At 68.3% G+C, this 23070-nt stretch carries 23 protein-coding genes; 14 read left to right on the top strand and 9 right to left on the bottom strand.

Annotated elements, in window-relative coordinates; genetic code table 11:
• Positions 1–282 precede the first annotated feature (282 nt).
• The 4 genes from H3O04_RS05260 (at position 283) to H3O04_RS05245 (ending at position 4064) form a co-directional block, all read left to right on the top strand.
• Positions 283–2283 carry a hybrid sensor histidine kinase/response regulator gene (locus H3O04_RS05260; RefSeq protein WP_034174804.1) on the top strand — a complete coding sequence of 667 codons (2001 nt, stop codon included), beginning with the start codon at positions 283–285 and terminating at the stop codon, positions 2281–2283.
• A gap of 57 nt (positions 2284–2340) precedes the next feature.
• Entirely contained in the window at positions 2341–2751 is a 411-nt protein-coding gene (locus tag H3O04_RS05255) for a BON domain-containing protein (protein ID WP_006479042.1), read from the top strand.
• Between the two features lie 79 nt (positions 2752–2830).
• Positions 2831–3376, top strand: coding sequence for a hypothetical protein (locus H3O04_RS05250; protein ID WP_034174803.1), 546 nt, complete (start codon positions 2831–2833; stop codon positions 3374–3376).
• 49 nt (positions 3377–3425) lie between these two features.
• Positions 3426–4064, top strand: coding sequence for a DUF4142 domain-containing protein (locus H3O04_RS05245; RefSeq protein WP_124478335.1), 639 nt, complete (start codon positions 3426–3428; stop codon positions 4062–4064).
• 22 nt (positions 4065–4086) lie between these two features.
• Here H3O04_RS05245 and H3O04_RS05240 read toward each other — a convergent pair whose 3' ends face one another.
• The 3 genes from H3O04_RS05240 to H3O04_RS05230 all read right to left on the bottom strand — a co-directional run bounded on the left by H3O04_RS05240 (position 4087) and on the right by H3O04_RS05230 (position 5713).
• On the bottom strand, positions 4087–4590 hold the full coding sequence (locus H3O04_RS05240) for a PRC-barrel domain-containing protein (protein ID WP_006479039.1): 504 nt from the start codon (positions 4588–4590) through the stop codon (positions 4087–4089).
• Between the two features lie 107 nt (positions 4591–4697).
• Positions 4698–5129: a CBS domain-containing protein gene (locus H3O04_RS05235; RefSeq protein WP_202587273.1), complete on the bottom strand. Its 432-nt coding sequence runs from the start codon at positions 5127–5129 to the stop codon at positions 4698–4700.
• A 335-nt stretch (positions 5130–5464) separates the two neighbouring features.
• Positions 5465–5713, bottom strand: coding sequence for a hypothetical protein (locus H3O04_RS05230; protein WP_006479036.1), 249 nt, complete (start codon positions 5711–5713; stop codon positions 5465–5467).
• 138 nt (positions 5714–5851) lie between these two features.
• Between H3O04_RS05230 and H3O04_RS05225 the strand changes: the two genes are divergently transcribed.
• The 5 genes from H3O04_RS05225 (at position 5852) to H3O04_RS05205 (ending at position 11944) form a co-directional block, all read left to right on the top strand.
• Positions 5852–6151 (top strand): hypothetical protein, encoded by a 300-nt coding sequence (locus tag H3O04_RS05225; RefSeq protein WP_077219246.1) that lies wholly within the window; start codon positions 5852–5854, stop codon positions 6149–6151.
• Between the two features lie 308 nt (positions 6152–6459).
• A complete protein-coding gene (locus tag H3O04_RS05220) occupies positions 6460–6771 on the top strand; it encodes a hypothetical protein (RefSeq protein WP_006479035.1) in 312 nt (103 codons plus the stop codon).
• A 203-nt stretch (positions 6772–6974) separates the two neighbouring features.
• Complete coding sequence (locus H3O04_RS05215; RefSeq protein ID WP_012340034.1) at positions 6975–7856, top strand: MipA/OmpV family protein; 882 nt, start codon at positions 6975–6977, stop codon at positions 7854–7856.
• 96 nt (positions 7857–7952) lie between these two features.
• Entirely contained in the window at positions 7953–9647 is a 1695-nt protein-coding gene (locus H3O04_RS05210; protein WP_006479033.1) for a VRR-NUC domain-containing protein, read from the top strand.
• On the top strand, positions 9644–11944 hold the full coding sequence (locus H3O04_RS05205; RefSeq protein ID WP_023477877.1) for an ATP-dependent DNA helicase: 2301 nt from the start codon (positions 9644–9646) through the stop codon (positions 11942–11944). Before H3O04_RS05210 ends, H3O04_RS05205 begins: the two co-directional genes overlap by 4 nt.
• Positions 11945–11959: 15 nt before the next feature.
• On the opposite strand, the gene H3O04_RS05200 is transcribed toward H3O04_RS05205, so the two are convergent.
• Complete coding sequence (locus tag H3O04_RS05200; RefSeq protein ID WP_006479031.1) at positions 11960–12733, bottom strand: IclR family transcriptional regulator domain-containing protein; 774 nt, start codon at positions 12731–12733, stop codon at positions 11960–11962.
• 161 nt (positions 12734–12894) lie between these two features.
• Between H3O04_RS05200 and H3O04_RS05195 the strand changes: the two genes are divergently transcribed.
• A complete protein-coding gene (locus H3O04_RS05195; protein ID WP_027808267.1) occupies positions 12895–13128 on the top strand; it encodes an AbrB/MazE/SpoVT family DNA-binding domain-containing protein in 234 nt (77 codons plus the stop codon).
• Complete coding sequence (locus tag H3O04_RS05190) at positions 13115–13528, top strand: PIN domain-containing protein (protein ID WP_023477876.1); 414 nt, start codon at positions 13115–13117, stop codon at positions 13526–13528. Before H3O04_RS05195 ends, H3O04_RS05190 begins: the two co-directional genes overlap by 14 nt.
• A 72-nt stretch (positions 13529–13600) precedes the next feature.
• On the opposite strand, the gene H3O04_RS05185 is transcribed toward H3O04_RS05190, so the two are convergent.
• On the bottom strand, positions 13601–14902 hold the full coding sequence (locus H3O04_RS05185) for a UDP-N-acetylglucosamine 1-carboxyvinyltransferase (RefSeq protein WP_023477875.1): 1302 nt from the start codon (positions 14900–14902) through the stop codon (positions 13601–13603).
• A gap of 204 nt (positions 14903–15106) precedes the next feature.
• Positions 15107–16414: a shikimate transporter gene (gene shiA / locus H3O04_RS05180; RefSeq protein ID WP_011547704.1), complete on the bottom strand. Its 1308-nt coding sequence runs from the start codon at positions 16412–16414 to the stop codon at positions 15107–15109.
• A gap of 357 nt (positions 16415–16771) precedes the next feature.
• Here shiA and H3O04_RS05175 point away from each other — a divergent pair, with 357 nt between their 5' ends.
• Entirely contained in the window at positions 16772–17899 is a 1128-nt protein-coding gene (locus H3O04_RS05175; protein WP_011547703.1) for a 4-hydroxyphenylpyruvate dioxygenase family protein, read from the top strand.
• A 163-nt stretch (positions 17900–18062) separates the two neighbouring features.
• Here the strand turns inward: H3O04_RS05175 and H3O04_RS05170 are convergent, their stop codons facing one another.
• From H3O04_RS05170 to H3O04_RS05160, 3 genes are all read right to left on the bottom strand, one after another.
• On the bottom strand, positions 18063–19403 hold the full coding sequence (locus H3O04_RS05170; RefSeq protein WP_202587272.1) for a type II toxin-antitoxin system HipA family toxin: 1341 nt from the start codon (positions 19401–19403) through the stop codon (positions 18063–18065).
• A gap of 2 nt (positions 19404–19405) precedes the next feature.
• Positions 19406–19813, bottom strand: coding sequence for a helix-turn-helix domain-containing protein (locus H3O04_RS05165; protein WP_124478333.1), 408 nt, complete (start codon positions 19811–19813; stop codon positions 19406–19408).
• Positions 19814–20265: 452 nt separating this feature from the next.
• Positions 20266–20931 (bottom strand): cation diffusion facilitator family transporter, encoded by a 666-nt coding sequence (locus tag H3O04_RS05160; protein WP_202587271.1) that lies wholly within the window; start codon positions 20929–20931, stop codon positions 20266–20268.
• Between the two features lie 291 nt (positions 20932–21222).
• Here H3O04_RS05160 and H3O04_RS05155 point away from each other — a divergent pair, with 291 nt between their 5' ends.
• Together H3O04_RS05155 and H3O04_RS05150 are read left to right on the top strand one after the other, a co-directional pair.
• The gene (locus tag H3O04_RS05155) at positions 21223–21930 is read left to right on the top strand and encodes a hypothetical protein (RefSeq protein ID WP_237666183.1); all 708 of its coding nucleotides are present in this window, start codon (positions 21223–21225) and stop codon (positions 21928–21930) included.
• A gap of 6 nt (positions 21931–21936) precedes the next feature.
• Entirely contained in the window at positions 21937–22857 is a 921-nt protein-coding gene (locus tag H3O04_RS05150) for an alpha/beta fold hydrolase (RefSeq protein WP_202587270.1), read from the top strand.
• The last annotated feature ends 213 nt before the right edge of the window (positions 22858–23070 follow it).

Genomic DNA, 23070 nt, shown 5'->3' with positions numbered 1-23070 from the left:
GCGTCGGGACCAGCGCTTTTTTACAGAAACCCGATGAAAAAAGCGGCCGGCCACACATTACGGCGGCGTGCGACGGCGCGGGGACGCGAGGGAGACGATCCACCACGCAGCCAGTGCGGGCGCAGCGCCCAGCGGCCATTGCCGCGACCGTGAGGTCCGAGCGCCACCAGGTACGCTGTTTGCTGGCGTTTTCACGCTCGCCCGGCGCGTTCGACGGCACGCCGCATGGCCAACAGGGGGCATGCCCCCGCACGACGGCAGCCGGTGCGATGCAAGGATGCAATGACGACTCTGACCCGTGAGGTGTTCCGGCAAGGTGCATGGGTCGTACTGGCCGTCGGGCTCGCGACCGCGCTGCAGGCGTGGGCGATTCGGGCTGTCGGCGAGCACGCGCCCTTTGCGCCGCTGCCTTTTTACGCAGGTGTGGCGGCCGCCGCATGGCTGACGTCGTTCGGCGGCGGCCTCGCCGCGACCGCCGCCAGTGTCGGCGTGATCGGCGCATTGTGGTGGCGCGACGCGCCGCTGGCGACGCTGTTGGCGCAAGCCGGCGCGTTCGTCGCGATCGGCTTCGTCGAATGCGTGCTGGTGGCGGCCGTGAAGCCGCTGCTTGCGAATGATCGATTGCGGGAGATCGGCGACGACGATAGCGATTCGTACCCGTCGCACCGCGAGCCGTCGTCCGTCGCGAGCCTCTCCGGCGACGGGCTGCTGCGGCGGGTGGTCGACGCGTCGCCCGATGCAATCGTCGGGACCGATGCCGCGCGCAGGATCACCAGCTGGAATCCGGCCGCGGCCAGCATCTTCGGCATCGATACGGCTCAGGCCAGCGGCCGCGACATCGTCACGATGATCGCGCCGCGCTGGTTGCGCCGGCACGCGGTGCCCGCATCGTTCGCGGACCTGCGCGCGCCGGTCGGGCCGCTCGACGTACTGTGCGTGCGCTCCAACGGCGGCCGTTTTCGCGCCACCTTCGCCGCGTCGCCGATCGTCGACGCGCAGGGCCACTGCGCGGGCCTGTCGCTGACGCTGCGCGAAGCGGGCGAACGCCGCCGCAACGAACGCCACCACCTTCGCTCGCTGCGCGGCGCCCGCGACGCGCGCGTGCAGGCCGACGCGTCGAACCGGCTGAAGGACGAGCTGCTGGCGACGGTGTCGCACGAGCTGCGCACGCCGCTGAACGTGATCTACGGCTGGGTCGAGGTACTGCGCAACGCCGACGGGCAGGGCTTCGCGCAGCAGGCGGTCGACGCGATCGATCGCAGCGCGCGGTCGCTGTCGCACATGGTCGCCGACCTGCTCGACGCCTCGTCCCTCGCGACCGGCCGGCTGCGTCTCGAACGCGTGCCGGTCGACCTCGTGCGGATCGTGCGCGACGCCGCGCGTGAACTCGACGCGACCGCCCAGGCGAACGGGCTCGTGCTGTCGACGGAATACGCGATGCCGGCCTGCGTGATTCCCGCGGACGGCGAACGCCTGCGCCAGGTCCTGTCGAACCTGCTTTCGAACGCGATCAAGTTCACGCCGCCGGGCGGCCGCATCAACGTGTCGCTGACGCGCGCCGGCGAGCGCGTGCGGCTGTCCGTCTCCGACACCGGGCAAGGCATCGCGCCGGAATACCTGCCGCACCTGTTCGACACGTTCAGCCGGCCGGAAGGCGCGTTCACGTCGCCGAAGCGCGGTTTGGGGCTCGGCCTGTCGATCGTGCGCAACATCGCGCAGCTGCACGGCGGCGAGGTGGTCGCGACGAGCGCGGGCGCCGGGCGCGGCATGACCGTCACGGTGACGCTGCCGGCCGGCTGGGACGCCGACGATCCGACGGAGCAGCCGTCGCGGACCAAGGGCGCGTCCGACACGGTCGCGCTCGACGGCCAGCGCGTGCTGGTGGTCGACGACGACGCAACGTCCCGGACCAGCCTCGCGGCGGCGCTCGAAACGATGGGCGCACAGGTATCGACCGCGCGGTCGGGGCATGATGCGCTCGAAGTGGTGGAGCGGCAGCCGCCGAGCGTCGTGCTGTCGGATCTCGCGATGCCGGACGGCGACGGTTACTGGCTGCTGGACCGGATCCGGCGCTTGCCGAACGGCGGCGGACATCTGCCGGTCGTCGCGGTGACCGCGCACGCCGGCAAGGCCGACCGGCGCCGGGTGATGGCCGCGGGGTTCGATGCGTATCTGTGCAAGCCGGTCGACATGCCGACGCTCGCGAGCGTGATCGTCGACGTCGTACCGGATGACGCGGGCGACACGGGAGACACGGCAGACGGGAAGCCGCGCGAGCGGTAGCCAGCCGTATCCATACGGCGCGGCGGCGGGTCGATCGCATACGAAAAAGGAGGCACGATGGACGCAACGGAAAACACGCGGCACGACCGCACCGGCGGCAAGCCGGCGCGCACGCGACGCAGGACGCCGGCCGTGCCGATCGCGAGCATACTGATGCTGTCGTGTGCATGGATCGCGACACCCCGCTACGCATCGGCCGAGGAGGGCACGCGTGCGAAGCTCGCGAGCCAGGCGTCGGCCGTCGGGGGCCAGATCCGCGATGCGACGCTCGCGTCCCGTGTCAGGGCCGCGCTCGTCGCCGAACGCGGCCTGGCCTCCGGCGACATCGACGTGCAGGTGCGCGACCGCGTGGCCGAACTGACGGGCAACGTGCCCGACGAGCGGCAACGCGCGACCGCGATCCGCGTCGCGCACGACGTCAGCGGCGTGAGCGGCGTGCGCGACAAGCTGCAGATCCGCCGGAAGTAACGTGATGCGCGGGCAAGCGCCGGGCCGATCGGGCGTCGCGCGCCCGCGACCCTGCGCGTCACCGGGCAGGAGGTTCGACATGGACACCATCATCGCGGGCCGTTTCTCGCGGCTCGAGCAGGCGGAACGCTGCGCGGAGCAATTGCGCGGCCACGCCATGCACCGGGACGACGTGAAGGTCTTCTTTCTCAATCCGCCCGGACAGCACGCACTGTTCTGGCTTGGCGGCGACGTCTATGCGGACTCCGCCGCGCGGCCGGGCGGCCTCGGTGCGCTGGAAGGCGTGGCCATCGGCGCGATCGTCGGGCTCGCCGGGGCCGCGCTGCTGTATCTGGGCGGGCTGCATTCCCCGCTCGCGTGGATCGGCGTGCCGCTCGTGGGCGGCTATGTCGGCGCGTTGTGCGGCGCGCTCAGCCGGATGCGCGGCGATGCGCCGGAAGGGCACGGCGCGCTGAAGCAATGCGAAAACGGCGTGGTGCTGGCGGCGCACGTGACGCGACGCACGATCACGTTCGCGGAGCGGACGATGCTCGCCGCCGGCGCGCTGTCGGTGGAGCGCACCGAGGGCGCGTGGCACAACGGCGCATGGACCGATTTCTTCACGTCGGCCCATCGTCCCGCGTGACGGCAAGCCGCACCGAGGACCCGCTCCGTCGCATGACACGGAGGCCCGGATGAGCACAAACCGAACAATCCGGAGGATGAAGCGGGGCGGGCGTCGGCCAGTGGCGGTCGTCACGCTGACTGCCGCCGCCGGCGTCCTGACGTTCGCGCTCTCGCACGCGCAAGCGCCGCCCGCTTCGTCCGCGCAGGTCGCGCCGGGGGTCATCCGTCCCGGCCCCACCGCCGACGAGCCCGGCCTGACGCAGCGGCCGATCGGCATCGACGCCGAGTTCGTCGACAAGGCGGGCATGATCGGCAAGGTGGAGCGACAGGCCAGCCAACTCGCGCTCGACCGTTCGTCGAACGCGGACGTGAAGGCCTTCGCGCGCCGGATGCTCGACGATCACGCGCGTATCGCGGACGAATTGCGCCACATCGGTGCGCAGAAAGGCGTGCCGGTCCAGACGCGGATGCTCGTCGATCCAGCGGTCACGGCATTGCGAGCGAAAGACGGGCGCGCGTTCGATACGGCGTACGTGGCGCTAGCCGGTCCGCCCGCGCACGAAGCGGCGATCCGGCTTTACGAAACCGAGGCGAAAGACGGCCGCGACCCGCAGCTTCGCGCGTTCGCGGCCCGCACGCTGCCGGTGTTGAACGCACACCTGAACGCCGCGCGGCAACTCGCGAAGACGGTGGCCGCCGCGCAGTGACCGACCTTCCGGCCGGCAGGCTTCAGTGGTGCCGCGTGCCGTCTTCGGGGTCGTCCGGCGACGCCTCGTACGGCGGCGAGTCCAGGGCCGTTTCGCCTTCCTCGATTAGCCAGTACGGCGAACGGCCGTAGTACGCATGCAGTGCTTCGGCCCATTCGGGGTCGGCCATCGCGGGCCAGCGGCTCTTGTCGAAGCCGGGCGCTTCGCGCACACGGGCGGTGTCGACGGGCAGCACGAAGCATTGACGCTCGGCATCGAGCACGAGCGCATTCCACGGCACCGCGAGCAGCTTGTCGCCGATCCCGAGCAGGCCGCCGGACGACACGACCGCATACGCGATCCGCCCGGCGCGCACGTCCAGCATGATGTTGGCGATCTTGCCGATATCGTCGCCGTCGATCGTCAGCACGCGATCGCCTTCGAACGTGCTGGCGGCCATCACGTCGGGCCCCGGCCCGCGTCCGGCCGTGCGCGGGGTCGTGCCGACGATGCGCGCGGCGTCGCGCGACGGTTTGTCCGTTGTCATCGAAAACCTCCTGGTCGAAGCGGCAACCCGGTCCGCGCGCAAATTCATTGCGCGCGTATTTCGTCGGGGCAACAGGCCGCGCGGGATGATGGGGGGACGCCAGTCGGTCAGCGGCGGCGCGGCAACGACACGTCCTCGAGCGTATTGGCGAGCTCGTCGCGCGCCGGGCCGCCCGCGCGCGTCGCGATGTCGCCGAGCGACACCATGCCGACCAGCTTCAGGCTGCGGTCGAGCACCGGCAAACGGTGCAGTTGCACGTCGGCCATCCGTTGCTGGACGTCGCCGACGCCGTCGTCCTCGACGCACCACTGCACGGGCCTGGACGCGACCGCCTGCACGGGCGTGTCGGGCGAGTGGCCATGCAACAGCGCCCGGACCGCGAGGTCGCGATCGGTCACGATCGCGACGAGCTCGGTGCCGTCGCACACGGGCAGCACACCGATATCGAAGCGCTGCATCAATTCGGCCGCGTGGCGAATCGTGTCGGTCGGCGCGACGCAGACTACGTCGCGCGACATGATCTCGTTGACGCGATACATGAACGCCTCCTTCGTGATCGGAACGATACGGGAGCAGGCCGCGTGCCGCGCGCGATGCGCACACGCCGGGCCTGGGTTGCCGAGCGACGGAGAAATTTGCCAGCCCGCTTGTACATCTTCCACGGCGGCAGCCGCGGCGTCGACGCGGGACGTCAGTGGCCGATGCCCGTCATCGTGACGATCGCCAGCACCACCGCGCTTTCGATCGCGGCCAGCGCCGCGACGCCGGCAGCACCGCTGATTTCATGCCATCTGCGTTCAAGGACCTTCATCGGATTGCCTCCTGATCTGGCCGGCGCGCGCACTGCCATTGCACCGCGCGCCGGGTGCCGCCGTCAGCCGTGATCGCGGGGCGGGGAAGGGACGTGCGGCGCGCGACGTTCGCGCTCGCCGGACGGCTTGGCGGGGTCGATACGCGTCGCACCGCCGACGGCGGGCGGGTCGCTGGCCGGGAACGTCTCCTCGAGCCCTTCGTCGATGCGCTCCTCCGTCTTGTCTTCGGACGGCGGACGCGACGTGGCGAGCCGGAGCAGGCCGGCAGCCGCTGACACGGCGTCGCGGCGACCGGGGGCGTGAGCGGTCATGATCGAACCTCCTTGTCGATGAGAAGGCGCAAGCGGCGTACCCGCGGCATCCGCGGCACGACGCTTGCAAGCCGGCGGAACCGGCCGGGCATGCGGATACGACGCACACGCGTCCGGTATGGACGAGAGGACATCGCGATGAATGCAGCCAGGGAAAGGATACGTTACGACGCGAACGTCTGCGGCGGCGACTTCGGCCACGTACGCGAGCGTTTCGCCGCATGGAAGCGCGAATCGCTGGTCTATCGGCCGGAGCGGCGCATGTTCGACGGCAAGGACGAGGTGCGCGCACTGAACGACACCGTCTACGACGGTCCCGAACGTGCGCAGCAGGCGCTCGTCGCGCGATGCGAACCGTCCGATCCGTTCGCGCTCGCCGTGCAACTGAGCGCCGAGGGGCGCACGATGTGGCTGGTCATGGCGGCTTACGACGCCTGAACCGGGCGACCGGGGTTCACGGCGCGGGAGCGGGCACGGCGCTTGCGGAGGCTCGCTTCGCCATCAAGATGCGCGCGCCGTCGCGCAGGAGTGACATGAACACGCCATCCATGCTGCACCGCCCCGAACCGACGACACCCGACGTCGACCCGGATCCGCCGCCGCCCGGGCACGACGACCCGGTCGATCCGCCCGTGCCCGACGGCTTGCCGCAGGGCGACCCGCCGTCGAACCCGTCGCCGATGCGGATGCCGGGCGGGGGCAGTGTGCCGCCACCGGCCGCGCGAACACTGAAAAGGAGGACCGTCATGGACATTCACGTGCAATCGCCAGACAAGCGCGCGATCGCTCAGGTACTGGGCCGCTATTTCGAATCGCGTTCGCTGCACTATCACATCGAGGAGTTGCCGGGCGGCGTGCTGCAGATCGGTTTTCGCGCCAGCGGCCGCCCGGTCGCCGTCACGGTTTCGTTCGACGATGCCGCGTACGACACCTACACGCACTGGGACGCGAGCCAGAAGCAGCTCGCGCTCGGCCGGCTCGCCGACGGCTTCTCGCGAATGATGTCGACGCGCAGTCCGGCCGCGCTCGCCGGCGACTATCACGTCGAGCGTTTCTGATTCCGCAATCATCCGCCGGCTCCTGCCGGATTCCGGCAAAGTGCCCGTACACAACGGGCGCTTTGCGTCTGTGCGCGCGTCGCGTAGGATGTCCGTTAATTCAGCGCATGCTACGTTCGCGCCGCTGGCTGGCTGCCGTTGCAGCCGGTGAAGCGCGACGCGCTTTCCCTCAGGTTCGTTTCGTGCAGCCGACGGAGATCGCCTTGACCACTGTTGCTCGCCTGTTGCAGTCACCCGGCGCACGCCGGTTCGTATCCAGCCTCTCGGCATTCGCGGCGCTCGCCGCCGCCGGCGCCCGCGACGCGTCGGCCCAGACGCCTTCGCCGCTCGGTGAATGGCAGTACACGGCGGGGGTCCCGCTCCAGAAACTCTTCGATCCGAACATCCCCACCTGGCAGGTGAGCGTCGGCGCCGCGATGACGCTGCAGCCGCGCTATGCGGGCTCCGACCGCTATCGCGTGATGGGCGGCCCGAATTTCGACATCCGCTATCGCGACCTGTTCTTCCTGTCGACCGGCGAGGGGCTCGGCGCGAACGTGCTGCGCGGGCCGAACTGGCGCGTGAGTTTGTCGGTCGGCTATGACCTCGGACGTCGGTCGGCCGACGATCTCGGCCACCTGAACGGTCTCGACAACATCAACGCGGCGCCCGTGATGAAGCTCGCGGCCGACTATGTGGTCTCGAAGGATTTCCCGCTCGTGCTGCGCGCGGACGTCCGGCGCAGCATCGGCGGGTCGAACGGCTGGACCGGCGATTTCTCCGCGTACATGCCGATGCCCGGCAGCAACGAGCACTTCTTCTGGTTCGCGGGGCCGACCGTGACGTTCGCCGACTCCCGCTACATGAACAGCTGGTTCGGCGTGAACCCGGGCGCCGCCGCGCGCTCGGGGCTGCCGGCCTATTCGTCGGGGGCCGGGATCAAGTCGGCCGGCGTGGGCATGACGATGGTGTGGTTCGTGAACAAGCACTGGTTCGTCACGATGGACGGCGCGCTCGAGCAGCTCGTCGGCCGGGCAGCGCGCAGCCCGATCACCCAGCAGTCGACCAACGGCGTGTTCGACATGTCGGTGAATTACCAGTTCTGACCGGGGCCGGGCGGCGGAAGGGCCATGCAGCGTGCGGCATGGCCCGTCATATTTGATATGATTGCGACCTGTACAAACGTACAGTGATCGATCCCCGTGACGCCTGCCTCGCCGACGCCTCCGGCGTTTTACTACCTGACCAATTTCGAACGCGCGCTGGCCTGGCTCGGCGAGCGTTACGACGACCTGTTCGACGCGCACGAGCACGCATTCGTCCGGCAGTTCGCGACGCTGCCGCAGGCGTCGCGCGCGCTGCTCGTGCGGATGCTGATGCGCAACGGGTCCGATTTCCGCGCGAGCAAGCTCGTGTACGACGAGATCGGCTGCACGCTCGATGCCGCCGCACCGCTCGTCGCGCTCGGCTGGGTCGATCCGGCGCCTGCGCTCACGCTCGACGCGCTGTTCGCGCTGTCGACCAAGGCCGAACTGCTGCGCATCTTTCCGGCGCTCGCCGCGCATGCGGGCGAGCGCAAGGCCGACTGGCTCGAGCGGCTGCGGCCCACGCACGACGTCGCGCAACCGCTCGACGCCTGGTGCGCGCAGCCCGACGACCGCGTGCTGCGCGTGACGGTCGGCGCGCTGTGCGACCGGCTGCGGCTGATGTTCTTCGGCAATCTGCATCAGGACTGGAGCGAATTCGTGCTCGCCGATCTCGGCGTGTTCCAGTACGAAAGCGTGCCGATCGCGCCATCGTCGCGTGCGTTCCAGCAGCGCGGCGACGTCGACGCGTATCTGGCGCTGCAGATGTGCCGCGACGCGCTCGAAGCCTGGCCCGACGATCGGCCGTTCGACGACCTGATCCGCGCGCTGGACGCGGTCGACTGCGCGCAGCCGTGGCTCGCGACGCGCCGCGCGAAGCTGCTGTTCGCGCTCGGCCAGGCGTGCGAGCGCCGTGCCGACTGGTGCGCCGCGCTCGACGCGTACACGCGCAGCGCGTGGCCCGGCAGCCGCCACCGGCGCATCCGCGTGCTCGAACGCTGCGGGCGCGACGACGACGCGCTCGCGCTGGCGCTCGACGCGCGCGGCGGCTTCGAGAGCGACGAGGAACGCCAGCGGGTCGAGCGCATGCTGCCGCGCCTGCAGCGCCGCGCCGGCCAGCGCGTCGAACGCGCGGCCGCGGCCGCGGCCGTGCCGCGCGAGACGCTCGTGCTCGCCCGCCCCGACGCGTCCGTCAGCGTCGAATTCGCGGTACGCGACCATCTTGCGCAGCCGGCGTCGCCGGTTCACTACGTCGAAAACACGCTGATCAATTCGCTGTTCGGGTTGCTGTGCTGGGAGCCCGTGTTCGCGGCCGTACCCGGCGCATTCTTCCACCCGTTCCAGCGCGGCCCCGCCGACCTGCACGCCCCCGATTTCGCGGTGCGCCGCGCGGCGGCCTTCGATGCATGCTTCGCGCAGCTCGATTCGGGCGCGTACCGCGACACGATCCGCCGGCATTTCGCGACGAAAACCGGGCTGCAATCGCCGTTCGTGTTCTGGGGCGTGCTGACCGACGCACTGCTCGACGAAGCGCTCGCATGCCTGCCGCCCGAGCACTTGCGGCTGTGGTTCACGCGCCTGCTCGCGGATATCCGCAGCAACCGGTCCGGCTTGCCCGATCTCGTCCGCTTCTGGCCCGACGAGCGCCGCTACGAGCTGATCGAAGTGAAGGGCCCCGGCGACCGGCTGCAGGACAACCAGACGCGCTGGCTCGCCTACTGCATCGCGCACCGCATGCCGGTGCGCGTCGTCGACGTCGAGTGGGCCGGCGAGGGTGTGGCGCACGCCGAAGCGGCGGGGCTGTCCGCATGAGCTACGTCGTCGCGGTGCGGGCGATGTGCGAGTTCACCGCGCGGCGCGGCGATCTCGATCTGCGCTTCACGCCCGCGCCGACCGCGCTCGAGGGCATCGCCGGCCACGGCGCGGTCACGTCGAAGCGCGGCGCACGCTACGAAACCGAGATCGCGCTGACGGGCACGTGGGGCACGCTCACCGTGCGCGGCCGCGCCGACGGCTACGATCCCGTGGCGAACCGGCTCGAGGAAATCAAGACCTATCGCGGCAGCCTCGACGCGATGCCGGCCAACCATCGCGCGCTGCACTGGGCGCAGGCGAAGGTCTATGCGCACCTGATGTGCGATGCGCGCGATCTCAAGGAAATCGACGTCGCGCTCGTGTATTTCGACATCGTGTCCGAGCGCGAGACCGTGCTGACGGAAACGCTGGATGCCGGCACGCTCGCGACGTTCTTCGCCGAGCAGTGCGCATGCTTCGTCGGCTGGGCCGAACGCGAGACTGCCCATCGCGCCGCCCGCGACGCGGCGCTGCGTGCACTCGCGTTTCCGCACGGGCAGTTCCGCAGCGGCCAGCGCGAGCTGGCGGTGGCCGTCTATCGCGCGGCGCGCGACGAGCAGTGCCTGATGGCGCAGGCGCCGACCGGCATCGGCAAGACGCTCGGCACCGTGTTCCCGATGCTGAAGGCATGCGGGGAGGGCGAGCTCGACCATGTGTTCTTCCTCACCGCGAAAACGCCCGGCCGCGCGCTTGCGCTCGAAGCGGCGACGACGCTTGGCGCCGGCACGCCCGCGCTGCCGCTGCGCGTGCTGGAACTCGTCGCGCGCGACAAGGCGTGCGAGCATCCGGACCTCGCGTGCCACGGCGAATCGTGCCCGCTCGCGAAAGGCTTCTACGACCGGCTGCCGGCCGCGCGCGATGCGGCGATCGAGGCCGGGCTGCTCGATCGCGATACCGTGCGCACCGCGGCGCTCGCGCACGACGTCTGTCCGTATTACCTGGCGCAGGAGCTTGCGCGCTGGTCGGACATGATGATCGGCGACTACAACTACTACTACGACGGCAGCGCGATGCTGCACACGCTCGCGCAGCAGAATCAGTGGCGGGTCGGCGTGCTCGTCGACGAAGCGCACAACCTGCTCGACCGCGCGCGCAAGATGTACAGCGCGTCGCTCGATCCGTTCGCGTTCGCGGCTGCGCGCGAAGCCGCGCCTGCCGCGCTGCGCAAGGCGTTCGACCGGCTCGCCCGCGCGTGGGGCACGCTCAATCGCGCGCAGGCCGAGCGCTATGCGGCCTATCCCGACGTGCCGGGCCCGATCGTGTCGGCCGTGCAAAACCTCGTCGCGGCGATCGGCGAACACCTGACCGACGCGCCGCGCGCGAACGGCGACGCGCTGCTGCGCTTTCATTTCGAGGCGATCCAGTTCGGCGTGCTGGCCGAAGCGTTCGACAGTGCGTCGATCTTCGACGCGACGCTGCATGGCGAACCGATGCCGCGCCAGCCAGGACTCGACGGCGTCGCGACGGCCGGCCGCCGGCGCCGCGTCCAGTCGACGCTGTGCGTGCGCAACGTGATCCCGGCCGGTTTCCTCGCGCCGCGCTACGAAGCCGCGCGGGCGACCGTGCTGTTCTCGGGCACGCTGAGCCCGTTCCATTTCTACCGCGACACGCTGGGGCTGCCCGGCGATACGGGCTGGCTCGATGTCGACGGGCCGTTCCGCGCCGAGCAACTGACGGTGCGCGTGGCGAGCCACGTGTCGACGCGCTGGCGCGACCGCGATCGCTCGCTCGAGCCGATCGCCGACCTGATCGCCGCGCAATACGCGGCACGGCCCGGCAACTATCTCGGCTTCCTGAGCAGCTTCGACTACCTGGGGCGTGTGGTCGCGCTGATGCAGACGCGCCATCCGGACGTTCCCGTGTGGGCGCAGGCGCCCGGCATGGCCGAAAGCGAGCGCGACGCGTTTCTCGCGCGCTTCGACGCCGGTGGACGCGGCGTGGGCTTCGCGGTGCTGGGCGGGGCCTTCTCGGAAGGCGTCGATCTGGTGGGCGAGCGGCTGATCGGCGCGTTCATCGCGACGCTCGGGCTGCCGCAGGTCAACGACATCAACGAGCAGATGCGGCGCGCGATGGAAGCTCGCTTCGGCAACGGTTACGACTACATGTACCTGTATCCGGGGCTGCAGAAGGTCGTGCAGGCGGCCGGGCGCGTGATCCGCACCGAGCACGACGAGGGCGTCGTGCATCTGATCGACGACCGTTACCGACGGCGCGAAGTGCGCAATCTGCTGCCGCGGTGGTGGCGGATCGGGTGACGCCGGCGCCGGTCGCTACAGCACGTTGAGCATCGCGAGCGCGGCTTCCTGCAGATGCGGCAGCACGCGCCGCACGGCCGCGTCGGTCGTCTCCGCGCCGATCGGCATGTTCGTGCTGAGCGCGGCGACGACTTCGCCGTGACGGTTCTTCAGCGGCACCGCGATCCCGCGTACGCCGACCTGCAATTGCTGCTCGATCGCCGCGTAGCCGGCGTCGCGCGCCTGGTCGACCTGTTCGAGCAGCCGCGCCTTGTTGGTGATCGTGTGCGGCGTGAACGGCGGCAGCTCGGCCTCGTCGAGCCAAGCGCGCACGGCTTCGCGATCGGGATGATGGGCGAGCAGCACGACGCCGGGGGACGTCAATGGCGCCGGCACGCGCGCGCCGAGCACGAAGCCCGTCGTCATCACGCGCGACACGCCGTTGCGGGCGATGAACACGAGCTCCCAACCGTCGAGCACGCTGACGTACGCCGATTCGTTCAGCGATGCGCTCAGTTGCTGCAGATAAGGCTGGACCGTGCGCGGCAGCCGTGCCGAATCGAAGTACGACCAGCCGACCCGCAGCACGCGCGGCGTGAGGCCGTACAGCTTGCCGTCGGTGTACACGTAGCCGAGCGATTCCAGCGTCAGCAGGTAGCGCCGCGCGGCGGTGCGCGTGAGGCCGGTGCGCGCGGCGGCCTGGGTGGGCGTCATGCGCGCGTGCTGGCTGTCGAATGCCTCCAGGATCATCAGGCCTTTTTCGAGGCCGGCAATCCAGTCGCGTCGGTCGAGGTCGGGCTTTTTCGTCATGGGCGGCGCGCGGGTAGATGCGCGGTGTTCGCGCAGGAGTGGGCGATTATCGCGCGAGTGGTGGGGTAACGGGACGCGCGCGTGCCGAATTGTCCATTCAGCCGACTTGCGAATTTGCACTTAAGATATACAATCTATTGCGTATATCCATGGAGGCTCATATGCAGGTCGCAAAATGGGGCAATAGCCTGGCGGTTCGCCTTCCGGCCAGTGTGGTTGACGCACTGGAACTCCGCGAAGGCGACGATATTGAGATAGTGGTCGACAGCCCGCGGGTTTTCGCGGTAAGTCGCAAGCCGAGGCCCGACGAGCTTCTGGAGCGACTGCGGCGTTTCAGGGGCAAATTGCCCGCCGATTTCAAGTTCAGCCGGGACGATGCGAATGAGCAGGATTGAGACGGAGAAATCATTCGTCGACAGCAATGTCGTGCTGTATCTGCTGTCCGAGGACGAAACCAAGGCAAACCGTGCGGAGTCGCTGTTCCTGCGGCGGCCGACCATCAGCGTCCAGGTACTGAACGAAGTCGCCAGTGTGTGCAACCGCAAATTGCGGATGCCGTGGCGCGAGGTAGGGAAGTTTTTGGAGCCGATCAGGAGTTTGTGCCATGTCGTACCGCTCACCGTCGATGCGCACGACCTCGCGCGGCGGCTGGCAGAGTGGCATCGCTTGTCCTTCTACGATGCATGCATCGTGGCAACTGCCTCAATCGAAGGATGTGAATACCTGTACACCGAAGACATGCACGACGGCTTGCAAGTGGACGGCGGTCCGGTATTGCGAAATCCGTTTGCCTGAGGACCGGCGAACGGGAAAAGCCGAGGAACCGGATGCGACGCGACCGTTACGCGCGCCGCATCCATCAGGGATTTACTCGCTGCTCGTCCACTCGACGTTCGCGCCGACCGAACGCAGGTTCTCGACGAAGTGCGGATGCGCGCGGCGGATCGGCAGCGCGTTCATGATTTCCGAGCGGCCTTCGATGCTCGCGGCCACCATCAGCAGCGCGATCGCGACGCGGATGATGTACGGGCTCTCGACGCGCGCCGGCGTCAGTTGCAGCCCGCCGAACGTGATCAGCCGGTGCGGGTCGGACAACAGCACGTGCGCGCCGAACTTCGACAGTTCGCCGGACCAGCCGAGCGCGCCGTCGTAGACCTTGTTCCAGAACATCGCGCTGCCTTCCGCGCGCACGCCGAGCGCGATGAAGATCGGCAGCAGGTCGACCGGCAGGTACGGCCACGGTGCGGCTTCGACCTTGGTCAGGATGTTCTGCGTGAACGGCCGGCGCACGCGCAGCGGGCCGTCGCGTTCCGCGCGCGACCAGCCGTCGCGGTGCGTGACGGTCACGCCGAATTTCGCGAACGTGCGGTCGATCAGCGGGAAATGCTCGGGCGACGAGTTGCGCACCGTGATGTCGCCGCCGGTGATCGCGCCGAGCGCGAGGAACGTCGCGATCTCGTGGAAATCCTCGGCGAAGCGGAACTCGCCGCCGCCGAGCTTGCCGCCGCCCGTCACGCATAGCCGCGACGTGCCGATGCCCTCGATCGCGACGCCGATCATCGCGAGGAACTGAGAGAACTCCTGCACGTGCGGCTCGGAGGCCGCGTTCATCAGCGTCGACGTGCCGTTCGCGGCCGTCGCGCACAGCGCGAAGTTCTCGGTGGTCGTCACCGACGCGTAGTCGAGCCAGTGATCGTTGGCCGTCAGCGGGCCGTCGGTACGGACGATCAGCGAATCGGGCGTGCGTTCGATGTGCGCGCCGAAACGTTCGAACACCTCGACGTGCGGATCGATCTCGCGCACGCCGAGCGTGCAGCCTTTCACGTCGTTCTCGAGGCGCGCGACGCCGAAGCGTGCGAGCAGCGGCGGAATCAGCATGATCGACGAACGCATCGCCTCGGGCAGCCGATGGACCGCCGGATCGAACTTGGTGTTGCGATGGTGAAGCTCGAGCAGACCCGTCGTGAAATCGACCGACACGTCGCTGCCGAGCGTGCGGAAGATGTCGAGGATCTTGCGCACGTCGGTGATGTCCGGCACGCCGACGAGGCGCAGCGGCTGATCGGTCAACAGGGTGGCGCACAGAATCGGCAGGACGGCGTTCTTGTTCGCGGACGGCTTGATGTCCCCGCGCAGCGGAGTGCCGCCGTGGACGATGAGATTCGACATGATATGGGGGCGTATCGGTGACTGACGTAGGCCCATATGATGCCATTGGTCGGCACGCGGCGTGGCATGTTCCGACGGGAAAAGGGGGAATCGGCGCGCGTAACTGACAGTGTTTGACGTCGCGCCCGAGAGGCGACTGGTCGAATGTCGTCCGGCATGGAGAAATGGCCGGCCGCGACTCGGGCCGGCCACGCGCACATTACCTCATCGCGCCGCCCGCATCCGCGCGGCGACCACCAGCGAGATCAGGCAACCGACCGCCAGGTAGCCGGCGACGAGGTGCCACGAACCGCCGGCCACGCTGACGAGGCCGACCGCGATGAACGGCGTGAACCCGCCGCCGACGACGCTCGCGAACTGGTAGCCGACACCCGCGCCGCTGTAGCGGTATTCGGCGCCGAACAGCTCGGTGAACAGCGGCTGCTGGACGCTCACGACCATGTCGTGCGCGGCGTTCGCCAACAGGATCGAGAAGATCACGATCCACGCGATCGACCTCGCTTCCAGTGCGACGAAGAACGGCACCGCCGACGCAAGACCGATCAGCGCGCCAATCAGGTAGATACGGCGCAGGCCGTAGCGATCGGCCAGCCACGCGAAGCAGGGGATCGTCACGCAGCTCACCGCGCCCACCAGCAGGCCGATGTTCAGGAACAGGTCGCGCGACATGCCGAGGTTCGTCGTCGAATAGCTCAGCGCGAACGCGGTGACGATGTACATCGTGAACAGCTCGGCGAGCCGCAGCGCGACGATCAGCAGGAACGCCTTCGGGTGGCGCGTCAACGCTTCCAGCACCGGCAGGCGCAGCTTGCGGTTGCCGTGCTCGACCTTCTCGACGAACTCCTGCGATTCGTCCATGTTCTTGCGCACCCACAGCCCGATCAGCACCAGCACGATGCTGAACACGAACGGCAGGCGCCAGCCCCACGACTTGAATGCGGCCTCGCCGAGCGTATGGCTCAGGATCGAGACGATGCCGGTGGCCAGCACGAGCCCGACGCCGTAGCCGACCTGCACGCCGCTGCTGTAGAACGCCTTCTTCTGCTTCGGCGCACTCTCGACCGCCATCAGCGCCGCGCCGCCCCATTCGCCGCCGACCGCGAAACCCTGGATCGCGCGCATCAGCACCAGCAGCACGGGCGCCCACCAGCCGATCGTCGAGAACGCCGGCAGCAGGCCGATCGCGACCGTCGACAGCCCCATCAGCATCACGGTCAGCACGAGCATCCGCTTGCGGCCGAGCCGGTCGCCGTAGTGACCGAACACGATGCCGCCGAGCGGCCGGAACAGGAAGCCGACGCCGAAGGTGGCGAACGCCGCGAGCGTGCCCATCGTCGGACTGACTTTCGGGAAAAACTCGGAATTGAACACCAGCGCGGCGACGATCCCGTACAGCAGGAAGTCGTACCAGTCGACGACGGCGCCGACGAAGCTGCCGATCGCGGCCTTGCGGGCCTGGCTGCGCGCACGGGCGCCGGCGGCGGCGTCGAGGGTGTCGAAGGTGGGGGTCATGGCGATGTCTCCTGGCACGGCGCATCGTGGATCGTGGCGGGGCCACGTCCGATGCTGCATTGAAGTCGATGGGTGAACGGAGAATAGGGCGCGGACTGCGTGGCGGCAATTGGCCAATCGGATAAAGTGCGCGATTATCGTTCAAATCCGTGCGATTATCGAACGCTTTCCGGGTTTGCACTAGGCGGTGCGACGATATCCCGTTCGGCCGGGGTGTGCCGCCGTGAACGATCTGGTTAAAATCTGCAGCATCGACAACTCGCCCGTTCGGGGCGGAGGCGAGGCCGCCACATCGGCCGCGCATGCCGCACGCGACAGGCCCGATTCCCCATCGACCGCATGCCCCCGGAGACTGGAATGCCCGGCAATTCCCACCCCTTGTCCAGCGATACGCCGCCCGTCGCCGATCCGGCCGCCAATCCGCTCGGGATGGCCGGCCTCGAATTCGTCGAATTCGCGGCGCCCGTGCCGGACGCGCTCGCGCAACGCTTCGAGCAGCTCGGGTTCAAGGCGATCGCGCGGCACGTCAGCAAGAACGTCACGTTGTACCGGCAGGGGCAGATGCATTTCCTGATCAACGCCGAACCCGATTCGTTCGCCGCGCGCTATGCGGAGGAGTACGGGATGGGCGTCTGCGCGATCGGGCTGCGGGTGGCGAATGCCCGGCGCGCGTTCGAACGCGCGATCCAGCTCGGAGCATGGGCGTTCGAAGGCGAAAAGGTCGGCGTCGGCGAGTTGAAGATCCCTGCCATCCAGGGCATCGGCGATTCGCACCTGTATTTCGTCGACCGCTGGCGCGGGCGGGACGGCCAACGCGGCGGCGTCGGCGACATCTCCATCTTCGACATCGATTTCCGGCCGATCGACATCGCGACCGCGCATACCGATCTCGACTGCGCGGGCGTCGGCCTGCAGCAGGTCGACCACTTCACGCAAACGGTCGGCGCGGGACGGATGCAGGAGTGGCTGGATTTCTACCACGACTTGCTGCATTTTCGCGAGATCCACCAGATCGACGCGCACTGGCATGTGTCGGAGGAATCGCGCGTAATGGTGTCGCCGTGCGGCGCGGTCCGGATTCCGGTCTACGAGGAAGGCACGCGGCGTACCGACCTGATGCATGCGTACCTGCCCGACCATCCGGGCGAGGGCGTGCAGCACGTCGCATTGGCCACCGACGACATCCTGTCGTGCGTCGATGCCCTGCGCGCGAACGGCGTCGAGTTCATCGAGCCGCCTGCACGTTATTACGACGACGTCGATGCGCGGCTGCCCGCGCATGGCGTCGATCTCGACGCGCTGCGCCGCCGCGCGGTGCTGGTCGACGGCGAGATCGGCAGCGACGGCGTGCCGAGGCTGTTCTTCCAGACCTTCGTCAAACGCCGTCCCGGCGAGATCTTCTTCGAGATCGTGCAGCGCAAGGGGCACCACGGGTTCGGCGAGGGCAACCTCGCGGCACTCGCCCGCGCGCGCGACGCCGGGTGAACGATCTGCGCCGGCAGCCGGCAGCCGGCAGGCGGTTCGGCGCGGGGCGTTCGATGTCCGTATCTGCGACGACGTAACTGCTTCGGTCCTGTCAGGGCTGCCCGTCGACCGAGGGCCGAAGTACTGCAGCGAAGACCGAAGCCCGTCGCGGCCGGTCGATTCATCACGCCGGATCGGCCGCCGCGAGTTTGCGGCTTTGCCGACGCATGCCCGCGAAGATCGCGTCTGCCACGTCCGCGGGAAAGTCCGGCGGGATCTGCGCGGCGGCTTCGGCAATCGCGGGCTCCGTCCGTGCTGAGACGGCCGCCATCGCGGCCCGCACGTCGTCTTCGGTCAGGCCGACACGGCGGCCCTGTGCGATCCAGTGGCGCGGCTGGATTTCACTGATCACGTAGTGCCGGTTCTTCCCGCAGACGGCCATCGCCAGGCGGGCGCGGCGCGGCGGAATCTGGTTGCGGCGCGTACCGATGATCGGATGCGCGGACAGCACGTCGTACAGCGGCGTGCTGCGATACGCATTACCGGGCAGGTGCGCGATGCTGAAGTTCTTCGCGTGGCCGTCGATCGCCGCCAACACCCAGAATACAAGCTGTGCGACAAAGAAATTCATCCGGTCGCGCGAAGCGTCGGCCGAATTCGCGAGGATGCCCATGATCGTCTCGATGCCGGGGCCGCCGTCCGTTTCGTATTTCGCCCCCGACGGCGTGCCGGTCGCCTGACACATGTCCTCCTGCGGCAGCCGCAGGATCCACGAGCCGTCGCGCGACGGGCGACGGTCGAAGCGCTCGACGATGAGTGCCTTCTGATCGTCGAACCGGCCGATTTCGCACGGCGCGACCGACAGGCCGTACGCGGCGACGAGCTTCGAGCACAACCATTCGTTTTCGACGGACGTGCGCATGTCGGCCTGCATGTTGCCGACGCGCCCGAGCGGCAGCTTGAAGATGTGGGTCGTCGGCGTGCTGCCCGACGGCCGCAGCCAGCGGTTGCGCTGACGCAGCAGCGCGGTCTTTTCCTGCGCGCCGGCAATCGACAGGCGCAGGTCGCCGTCCGGTTCTCCGCTGCCGGGCAGTGGCGTGGCGGTCGCGTGGCGCAGCACATTGGCAACGGCTGCGTCGTCGAGCGGCGCGCCTTCGATTGCCTCGAGATCGACCGGGGTCTCGTCGGGCGGCAGCATTTGGATCGCGCCGACGCAATCGCGGCCGATCGACGCGAGCAATTCGAACGGCGCTGTCGATCGGAGCCGGTAACGCTGCGCGATGCGGCGACGGATCGACTCGCTGTCCGGCAGCAGGTTGTCGAAGTAGTCGGCCACGATCGCACCCTGGTGCGGCTGGTTGCCGGGCGTGAAGGGGAGCGACAATGACAGTGGTCGGCCCTGGGGATCATCGAGCCAGTCCGGCAGGTAGACGAGACGCTCGACCCCGCGCCGGATTTCCCAGTAGCCGACAGGAATGCCGTTCATCCACAGGTCGAGCCGGTCGCTGCGGGCGCGTGCGACCATCGTCACCAGTCCTCCCGCTTCGAGACGCGTGGCGTGGTCCGAGTCGTCGCTGTCGGGCGCCTCCTCGCCGCGCCGACGGCGGTGCCGGTCGGGGTTTTGGCGGCCGTGGTGCCGCGCTTGCTCGCGACCGGCTTGCGGCGCGCCACCGGTTCGGCAACGGAAGCCGAATCGGCCGCTTCCGCCGGTGCATCCCGCTCGTCGAGGCTGAGCGTCATGCGAACGCCAAGCGCGTTCATCACCTTGAAAAGCCGTTCGATGCTGACCGCCGACGGGTTGGCTTCGAGCTGAGCATAAGATTGCTGGGTGATGCCGAGGCGAGCGGCCAGTTGCGCCTGCGTGAGCCCCGCGGATTTGCGGAAGCCGACGAGGATCGGACGCAACTGGGTCAGGGTCTGGACAGGAAAGGCCATCGGGCGCTCCGCGAGATGACAGGTGATCGTTTGTAATCGGAAAATACAGTCTATGACATGTATCGTCAAAATACAAACCATAGGCTGTATTAACAAAAAACAAACAATAGCCTGTTACGCGGAACCCGATCGATCATCCCGCCTGCGGTTGTCGCGCACGACGCCCGCGAAGCATACGTGTGCGTCGTGGCACGCCATGCAAGACGTCCCGATACTCGATCGCGCAAAACTGTCCCATGCATGTATGCCATGGCCTTTGCTCGGCGGCGCTCGTGTGGATTCTGCTCGGGAGTGTCGCGTCGTTCGGAGAGGTAGCAGCATCGATGCGTCACACACTACATGGCGATGGCGACATCACGCAAAAGACGCTCGCGGGGTGCGAGCCTCTTCTTTCTTTCCGTGCCGTCGATCAGACGTCTCGGAGCATCAACGAGCGGCTCCGCTTCCCCCGTTCACGACCCGCGCGTCGAGCGATTCGCCCAATCGGCCAGTGCCAGCCACTGCGCACAGCCGCGCCGGATGAATCCGACACCCGTGCGAATCACGAGCGCGCCGATCGCGAGCGCGGCCAGATCGTCCAGCCGGCCGAAGCCGACCAGCGCCGCACTCATCGCGAGCGCCGCGAGCAACGACGACAGCGCATCGGTCCGCACGTGCCAGCCGCTTGCCTCGAGCAGCGCGGAGCCGGTCTCGCGTGCCTTGCGCAGCATCCAGTACGACAGCACGGCCTTGCCGGCGAGCGTGACGGCAACCAGCGCGAGCGCGGTCGCGCCCGGCTGCACGACGGACGGCGTATCGAACCGGGTCAGCGCATGCCAGATCATCTGCGCGCCGGTTACGGCCAGCAACGCACCGAGGCCCGCGAGCGCGAGCGGCTCGTAGGTCGGCCGACGTGCCGGCGGCAGGCGCGCGTCGAGCCGGCAGGCGACGAGGATCAGCGCATCGGCCGCCAAGTCGATCGCGGCGTGCGCGACGTCCGCGAGCAGCCCCGATGAATGCGCGGACCATGCCGCCGCCGTCTCGACGGCGAGCAGCAGCAGGTTGATCGCGAGGCTGACGGCGAGGGCGCGGGACGTGGCTGCGTAAACGTGGGGCGTGGCGCGCGACGGGCGCTGCATGGCGGATCGCTTGTCGGAATCGGGACGAGTTCGGACGTTACCGGCCTACGGTGGCACGCAAATGACAGACGAAACCACGGCGCCGGGACAGGATTCGGCGCACGGCGATCCGCCGGCCGGTAACCCGCTGCGCTTACCGCTTTCGATCGCGCTGAAAAAATTACAGCGCACGTTCGTTCGATAGCGAATTCAGCGGCATCGCATGACGCCGCGGCCCCATCGACGCAAGCCGCACAATGGCGTACCAAAGCGCGATGAGCGACGCTGCCGGCGTGCGGTCAGGACCGTGGTTTGCTTTCGCGACAGCCCGGCAGGTTCGCCCAGATGGCGTATCGGGGGAGTTCCTCGGCCATCGGACACCATCAGGCGACGAAACGCATTGCCCACTCGCTTCAGCAGCCGATGCACGACAGCCAACGCCTTTTCCCGTCCGGCACGATGCGTGAATCAAGCACGATCGTCGTCAGTCGCGTTGTTCATCCGGGGCGGGAAAGGCAATTCGATCACTGGGCGCGCGAGATCGACGCGGCGGCGCGGCGTTACCCGGGGCACCTCGGAAACGTTCGCCTGAGCGATTCGAGCGGCATCAACTACCTGATTTACCGCTTCGACTCGCCGGCGCACCTGCATGCGTGGGTGTCTTCCGGGGAACGGCGAAAGCTGATTGCGAAGGGCGACGAGATATCGGACGAACATCGCGACGCCGCGGTCGGCATGGATGCGTGGTTCGCGATCGCCGGCAAGCCCGCTACACCGAAGTGGAAAACGTTTCTCGTGACGTGGCTGGCCGTCTACCCGGTCCTGCTGTCGATCACGTACCTACTGAATGCGCTCCTGCCAGCGTTGGAGCGTCCTGTCCAACTCGCGCTCAGCTCAGCGCTGCTGACCTCATCGCTGACCTGGATCATCATGCCGCTCCTCACGAGGCAACTTCAGCCATGGCTGCTACGGGGCGTGAAACAGGTCGAGAGCCTGAGCGACCGACACAGCAACGGATGACGACCCATGCAGAATGAACCATCGATGTCAGGGATGCCGGCGCCCGGCCTGCCGGCCGGTTTCGATCGACGCTTCAGCCGACGCTACGCGCAGGTCGATGACGTCCGCCTCCATTACGTGACCGGCGGCCCGGACGACGGCGAGCTGGTGGTCCTGCTGCACGGCTGGCCGCAAACCTGGTACACGTGGCGTCACGTGATGCCGGTGCTGGCGCAAGAGGGATATCGGGTCGTCGCGGTCGACTACCGCGGCGCGGGCGAATCCGACAAGCCGCTCGGCGGCTACGACAAAGCCTCGATGGCGGGCGACATCCGCGCACTCGTTCGCCAGCTCGGCGCGACGCGCATCCACCTCGTCGGCCGCGACATCGGCGTGATGGTGGCGTACGCATACGCCGCGCAATGGCCTGCCGAGATCGTGAAGCTTGCGATGCTCGACGTTCCGGTGCCGGGCACGCGCATCTGGGACGAAGCGAAGGCCCGTGCCGATCCGCAGATCTGGCATTTCGGATTGCATCAGCAGCGCGATATCGCCGAACTGCTGATTGCGGGCAAGGAGCACGCCTACATTCTCGATTTCTACAAGAAGAGGGCCCATGTCGCGTTGTCGAACGACGATATCGCCGTCTACGCCGACGCTTATGCGGCGCCGGGCGCGCTACGCGCCGGGTTCGAACTCTATCGCGCGTTCCCGCAGGACGAGATGCAGTTCAAGGCGTTCATGAAGCACAAGCTCCCGATGCCGCTGCTCGCGCTCGCCGGCGACATGAGCAACGGCGCCAAGGAACTCGACATGGCGAAGGAACTGGCGCTGGATGTGCGCGGAGCCGTTGCGCCGAATACGGGCCATTGGTTGCCGGACGAGAATCCGGCCTTCCTGACGCGTCAGTTGCTCGATTTCTTCACGGAGCCCGCGTCGGACCGTTGAAGGCCGCTGCCGTGACACGTCGCGCTTCTGGCCGCCAGCGCGCGCGCTGGTTTGGTCGGTCTCGCATGGTGCTCCGCGTCCAGTGCGACAGTGCGGCTTCGTCGGCGAATGTCGCGGCGCGCAGTACGGCGCGGCCATAACCGGCGTCGGACGCATCGTCCGGGATCACGTCGAATTCCGCGTGCTTCGTACGATACGCCGGCCGCATCGCAC

This window comes from Burkholderia sp. KCJ3K979 (assembly GCF_016759955.1).
In the GTDB taxonomy this organism is placed as follows: Bacteria; Pseudomonadota; Gammaproteobacteria; order Burkholderiales; family Burkholderiaceae; genus Burkholderia; species Burkholderia orbicola.
The sequence above is the reverse complement of the archived record's forward strand: the minus strand, read 5'-3'. Positions and strand labels throughout refer to the sequence as shown.